We start from the raw sequence: 6,188 nt of genomic DNA on the forward strand, positions 1-6,188 counted from the left end.
ACAGGCCGCGGGCCGCTCCCGCCCGCAGGTCGGCAACGGCGGGGAGCCCTCTGACCGGTGAAGGACACCGTTCCTTCGCGGTTCGTTCACGGTATGGACTCTCCCTAACTGAATCCTGACGGGCGACGATTACCAGCCGGTAAGTAGCTGGGCCGGTTCGAGCGAGTCAGGAGCACGCGGCATGCCCGCATACAGCAGACGGCAGTTCATCACCGGCGCCTCGGCGGCCGCGGCCGCGGCGGGAGTGGGGCTCGCCCTGGCCGACCCCCGCTTCGCGTCCGCCGCCGCGCTCGACCGCGCCGTGGCCGCCTCGGCCTCGCGGGCCGTCCGCGTCGACGGCACCACGCTGGAGCAGGTGGCCACGCCGACGGGCAGCGGTCCGTACAAGCGGCTGCGCTCCGGGCCGGGCTGGCCCCTCGTCGTGCGGACCGACCTCGCTCCGGCGAGTGCGGCACGTGACGGCCGGCGTACGGCGCTGGCCTCGTTCGTGCAGTTCACGGATCTGCATCTGGCCGACACCGAGTCGCCGGTGCGGTTCGAGTTCCTCGCCCCGTTCAACGACAGCGCGCACCGCCCCCAGGAGGTGCTGACCGTACGGGGCGCGTCGGCGCTCGTGGAGCGGGTGAACGCGCTGGCCGGCGGGCCCTGGACCGGGCGTCCGTTCTCCCTGGTCATGGCGACCGGCGACAACACCGACAACCACGAGCTGATCGAACTCGACTGGTACCTCTCGGTGATGAGCGGTGGCCGGATCACGCCGAACAGCGGTGACCCGAAGCGCTACGAAGGCGTACAGAATTCCGGCAACACGGACTTCTGGCACCCCGAGTCCTCCGTCCGGGACGCCTACAAGTCCCGGGGATTCCCGAAGGTCCCGCGCTTCCTGTCGGCGGCGGGCGCGCCCTTCACCGCCCCGGGGCTGCGCACCCCGTGGTATTCGACGATCGGCAACCACGACGACAGCATCGAGGGAACGCTGCCCGACCTGGGCCTGGTCCGCTCCCTCTACACCGGCGACCGCAAGCTGGAGGGCGTGGACAAGGCCGAGGCCGCCAAGCTGGCCGAGGCGCTGCGCACGGACCCCGCGCAGGCGATGCAGCGGCTCGCGCACCTGCTGAAGAACGGCGGCCCGGTGCGCCGGATCACCCCGGACGGGCGGCGCGCGCCGTTCTCGCCCAAGGAGTTCGCGGCGGCCCACCTGGACCCGAAGCACACCGGCCCCGGCCCGGTCGGGCACGGTTTCACCGCGTCGGCGGCCCGGAGCGGCAAGCTCTACTACACCTTCCCGATCGCGGACGGCGTGCTGGGCATCAGCCTGGACACCACCAACCCGGCCGGTTTCGCGGACGGTTCCCTGGGGACGGCCCAGCTCTCCTGGCTGGAGTCGGTGCTGAAGTCGCGGAGCGGCCACTGGTACGACGCCGACGGACGCGTCGTGAAGGGGTCCAAGGAGTCCAAGGGCTCCGCCTCCGGTGAGCTGGTGGTCGTCTTCAGCCACCACACCAGCGCGTCCATGGGCAACCTGCTGCCGGACCCGCACCACCCCTTCGAGCAGCGCCACGACGGCAACGCCCTCGTCGCACTGCTCCAGCGGTTCCCGAACGTCGTGGCGTGGGTCAACGGCCACACCCACGAGAACCGGATCCTCGCCCACGGGCACGCGGTGCCCGAACGCGCCTTCTGGGAGATCAACACCGCGTCGCACATCGACTTCCCGCAGCACGCGCGGATCATCGAGATCGCGGACAACGGCGACGGCACGCTGTCCCTGTTCACCACCCTGGTGGAGTCGGCGGCCCCCTACGCGACCGACTTCGGTGACACGTCCGAGGCGGGGCTCGCGGCGCTCTACCGCGAGCTGTCGTACAACGACCCGTACGCCACTCCGGGCAAGAAGCTCGGCGGCCCGGGCGACCACAACACCGAGCTGCTGCTGACGAAGCCGCGCGGCTGAGCGACCGACGCGGCACAACGGCCACAACAGCGAAGGCCCTCACCGATGGTGAGGGCCTTCGATACGTGCGCCACCAGGGACTCGAACCCCGGACCTGCTGATTAAGAGTCAGCCGCTCTAGCCAACTGAGCTAGCGGCGCGGAAGGAATACTACCCGATCTTCAGGAGGGGTGTTTCCAGTGTTTCCAGCGCTCCCCCTCGTCGGTTCCTACGGTTCCTACGGCGTGTAATAGGGCGGCTCCTGAGTGCCGGAGCCCGCGGGCACCTGGATGATCGGCACCGGTTTGTTGTGCGGCCAGCCCTGGGAGGCGTCGTCGAAGGAGAGCTTGCCGCTGGCGGCGGGGACGGTGCCGGCGTCGTGGAGGTTGGTGATCTGATGGAAGACGTCCTGCACGTCGGGGGTCTCCCGGCCGGTCTGGCCGGTGACGATGCGGGTGGCCCAGACGGCGGTCAGCACAGCGTCGTGGTTCATGATCGCGTAGCCGTCGGTGAGCTCCTGGTCGGAGAACTTCAGGTCACCGAAGCTGCGGTGGAAGGCCGGGAAGCCCTCCGGCGCCTGCACTCCCCTGATCCAGCCCTCGGAGTCCGTCGCACTGGCCTCCTGGATGGTGATGTCACTGCCCTTGAGCAGCTTCATCACCTCCTGTGCCTGCTGCACCGCCCCGGTCGAACCGGTCACGATGGTGATCGGTTTGTCGTGCCCGCACTGGCCGCGGGTGGACAGCGCCCGGACGAGGTCGGACAGGTCCCGGCCCCGGCCCGCGTAGAAGACCAGCTGCGCCTTGGTGAGACAGATGTTGTTGAGGGCGTTGAAGAAGAGCCTGGGCACGCCTTCCGGATGGCGGCCGGTGGTCCCCACGAACGACACGCGCCGCTTGTCGATGAAGTCGGCGAACACGTCGTCGTACGCCTTTCGCATGGTGCGGACGAAATTGTCGTCCCTGCTGTCGAACACGAGGTAGCCGCGGCGCTGGTCGGCGGGGAGCCGTTCCAGCCGGCGGCGGAGGGCCTTCGCGTAGTCGGTGTTGGAGGGCGAGACCTTGAAGAGGCGTTCCGAGGCGATGTCGGTGGCGGTCAGCACGGCGCCGATGGACGGTATCCGGCGCTTGCCCAGCTCGTCGGCGGCGCTCTGCGTCTCGGGGATGCTCACGCCCATCCCGGCGACGGCGACGAGCGGGTGCGGGCCGTCGGTCAGCCCTGCGAGCCGATCCACCACGGTGGGCCAGTACGTCTGGTTGCGGCCCTCGCTCGCGAGCACCAGCTGGATCTGCGGGGTGCGCCCCTGGACGCCGGTGGCGGCGGCCACGGAGAGGGCGGGGCAGGCGTTGGCCCGGCACTGCGCGGTGAAGGCGCCTTCGAGGCCGCTCCTGATCTCCTCGATGGGCAGGGCGCTGGTGTCGCTCTCGGTGAGCGGGGTCAGCACGGCGATCTTCACATACGGGACGGGGGTGCGGCCCTCGGCGGGCTTCTCGAACTGGTCGCGGACGCGCCGGTTCTCCGCGGCGATGCGCTCGGTGATGTCCTTGAGCTTCGGGTCGAAGGGATAGGCCGTCTCGTCCATGAGCCCGACGCACTCGCGGTCGGCGCCGGAGCCCGTCCACTGCAGGTCCGGTGTGCCGGAGGCGCAGCGATGGTCCTCGTCCGACGGGCGCAGCAGCCAGACGGTGCCTCCGGCGACGAGCGCGACGACGAGGGCGAGCACGCCGATGCCGCGCCAGCCCTTCCACCACGGGGGCAGTGCGTCGGGTCCGTGGGTCATGTCAACTCCCTTGCCGGATGGGGTGGTTGGCGGTGAGTAGGGGCGAATGGGGTCCTGTCCGTTCGCGTGCGGACGCGCTCCGCGGGCTCAGTGGTACTTCGCGGCCTCGTGCCGCAGGCCGACCCTGCGGGGGTCCGAGTGCAGGGCCAGGTCCTGGAACATCGAGCCGATGGTGAGGTTGAGCTCGGGGCTGCCGCTGGGCAGCCGGTTGCGGGGGTCGGCCGCCAGCCACAGCGCGGTGACCAGGACGGTCAGGGCGCGGCGGGTGGTGAAGGAGCCGGGGGCGAGGTCGGCGGCGAGCCCGTCGACGCGGACGGCCGCCGTCCACTGGGGCACGACGGGCTCGCGCAGGGGCGCGGCGGTGACGGCGTAGAGCTCGTACAGCCAGGCGTCGGTGTCGGGCAGTTCGGTGAGGCCGAGGGCGAGGTGCTCGACGGCGTCGTCGAGCCTGCCCCGGGCCAGCGCGTGGTAGGTCACGTCGAGGGGGTGGCCGTGGAGCCGGTGCCAGTTCTGGAGGTGGGCGTGGGTGTCGTCCCAGACCCCGCGCCTGCGGGCCAGCTTCTGCAGGAGCAACAGGCGCAGCCAGGGGTGGAGTTCGGGAGTTCCGGGCAGGGGGTGGGGGTGCGCGTGCTCCAGGTAGCCGGAGCCGCGGCCGCCGCGGGCGCCCGCGTCCTGGGGCTCGGGGTCGACGAGCCAGAGCCGGGTGCCCGCGAGCCCGGCGAGGGTGTTGCGGGTGTGGATGGAGAAGGAGTCGAGCAGGCCCGCGTCGCAGGCGGAGTCGAAGGTGCGGGCGGCGGCGCAGACGACGAGCGCGGCTCGTTGATCCTCCGTCAGATCCTGGAGGAGGTCGTGCAGGACGGCCCGGCCCAGGGGCGGTCCCGACGGCGTGCCGTCGGACGGGCGTACGGGGAGGGAGAGGATGCCGCGGAGCGCCGTCTCGTGGTCGTCGCGCCCGGCGAGCAGCGCGGCGGCATCGAGCAGCCGCGAGACGCTCCACGGGTGGCCGCCGGTGAGCCGGTGCACCAGCGGCGGCGCCTCGGGCAGCCGCGCGGCGACCTCGGAGCCGAGCTGGGCGACCTCGCCCTGGGTCAGGTCGCGGAGCCGGACGCAGTACCAGCGCCAGGAGGAGTCGGGCGGCGGTTCGGGGACGGCGCGCTCCCAGTCCTCGTACGAGGACCGCTCGGGCGGGTGGACCCGGACCCCGGCCGGGCCGCGGGCGAACGGTCCCGGCACCCTTGCCGTGTCGGAGGCGGTGGCGACGACGAGCAGCGGGTCGGGCGCGGTGGCGGCGTCGCGCAGCCGCAGGAGCAGGTCGAGGAACTCGCGGCCGCCCTCGGTGTCGATGTTGTCCAGCAGGACGACGCAGTTGCGGTCGCGCTTGCGGCGGGCGTACTCGCCGCGCAGGTCGGCGAGGAACGCCTCGCACAGCCGCCGGTCGACGGCGGCCCGGTCGGCGTCGGCCTCGCTCTTGCTGAGCCGGTTGAGGGCGACCAGTTCGTCCAGCGGGGTGTGCGGGCCCGCGTACCAGGAGAGCCCGGTGCGCCGGGCGATGCCGAGGGGGATGTTGGGCGGCCGCCGGATCAGCCCGGCGAGGAGGCCCGCGCCGGGTATCTGGACGAGGCTGAGGTCCTGGAGGAGGTCCGCGACGTCGGCGGCGCGCTCGGCGGCCACGGTGTGCTCCCGTACCTCCTGGAGCGCGCGCCGGAGCTGGGCCCCCGCTCTGCGGGCGTCGTTGGGGTCGAGGGAGAGGCCCGGGTCCACGACGAGCAGCCCGAGGGTGAGCCGGGGGAAGCGCAGCGCGGGCTGCCGGGGGAAGCGGTGGGAGAGCCCGTAGGCGAGACGGCCCGCCACTTCGTGGGGTCTTCGGCGGGCGGCCGAGCCGAAGTCGTAGAGGGCGTGGGGCCGGTGGGAGCCGAGGTAGCCCAGCCAGTTGAGGGCGGTGGACTTGCCGCTGCCGCGCGTCCCGACGAGGGTGATCACGGGGAGGCCGTGGCGGTCCCGCGCCGCTGTCGTTGCCGTTGCTGTTGCCGTACGCCCGTCCTGCACACGGGTACGGCACTCCTGGAAGAGATCCTCGATGCCCTGGATGCCCACGGGCCGCCCTGGTGGTTCCGGCACGTCACTCAGTCCCCCTCAGCCGGCGCGGTGCGGTGCGATGCCATGTCGGCTTGTCAGAGCATGGTGCCACGGGGGTATGTCATGTGGCACCGGTTCGGGTGAGGTTCGCGCTCGGCGCGCGGCCTGTGCCTACCGGGGTGCGGCTTGCGCTCGGCGCGCGCCTACCGGGGTGTCTCTTGCGCTGCGCGCGCGGCTGCGGGTCCGCTGCGCGGCGCCTACCGGGGGGCCTCTTGCGCTGCGCGCGCGGCTGCGGGTCCGGTGGGGGCTGGTCGCGCAGTTCCCCGCGCCCCTGTCTCCTGCCGCTGGTTGTGGGCATGCGTTCCGCTAGGGGCTGGGGGTCCCCCCGGACGGAGTCTG

The 6,188-nt window shown here is 72.2% G+C and carries 3 protein-coding genes and 1 tRNA gene; 1 reads left to right on the forward strand and 3 read right to left on the reverse strand.

From position 1 onward, the window contains the following. Positions 1-181: 181 nt before the first annotated feature. Positions 182-1,954: a TIGR03767 family metallophosphoesterase gene (locus K6I34_RS29310; RefSeq protein WP_229330465.1), complete on the forward strand. Its 1,773-nt coding sequence runs from the start codon at positions 182-184 to the stop codon at positions 1,952-1,954. 66 nt (positions 1,955-2,020) lie between these two features. Here K6I34_RS29310 and K6I34_RS29315 read toward each other — a convergent pair. The 3 genes from K6I34_RS29315 to K6I34_RS29325 form a co-directional block, all read right to left on the reverse strand. Next, a tRNA-Lys gene (locus K6I34_RS29315) sits at positions 2,021-2,094 on the reverse strand. 77 nt (positions 2,095-2,171) lie between these two features. Then, on the reverse strand, positions 2,172-3,713 hold the full coding sequence (locus K6I34_RS29320) for an ABC transporter substrate-binding protein (RefSeq protein WP_229330467.1): 1,542 nt from the start codon (positions 3,711-3,713) through the stop codon (positions 2,172-2,174). An 87-nt stretch (positions 3,714-3,800) separates the two neighbouring features. After that, positions 3,801-5,831 carry a hypothetical protein gene (locus K6I34_RS29325; RefSeq protein WP_229330469.1) on the reverse strand — a complete coding sequence of 677 codons (2,031 nt, stop codon included), beginning with the start codon at positions 5,829-5,831 and terminating at the stop codon, positions 3,801-3,803. Between the last annotated feature and the right edge of the window lie 357 nt (positions 5,832-6,188).

Origin of the sequence: Streptomyces sp. UNOC14_S4, assembly GCF_020740835.1 — a bacterium.
Classification (GTDB): domain Bacteria; phylum Actinomycetota; class Actinomycetes; order Streptomycetales; family Streptomycetaceae; genus Streptomyces.

Excerpts from the sequence above, each read along its gene's own strand:
- K6I34_RS29310 (WP_229330465.1), top strand. The coding sequence starts at position 182 with ATGCCCGCATACAGCAGACGGCAGTTCATCACCGGCGCCTCGGCGGCC.
- K6I34_RS29320 (WP_229330467.1), bottom strand. The coding sequence starts at position 3,713 with ATGACCCACGGACCCGACGCACTGCCCCCGTGGTGGAAGGGCTGGCGC.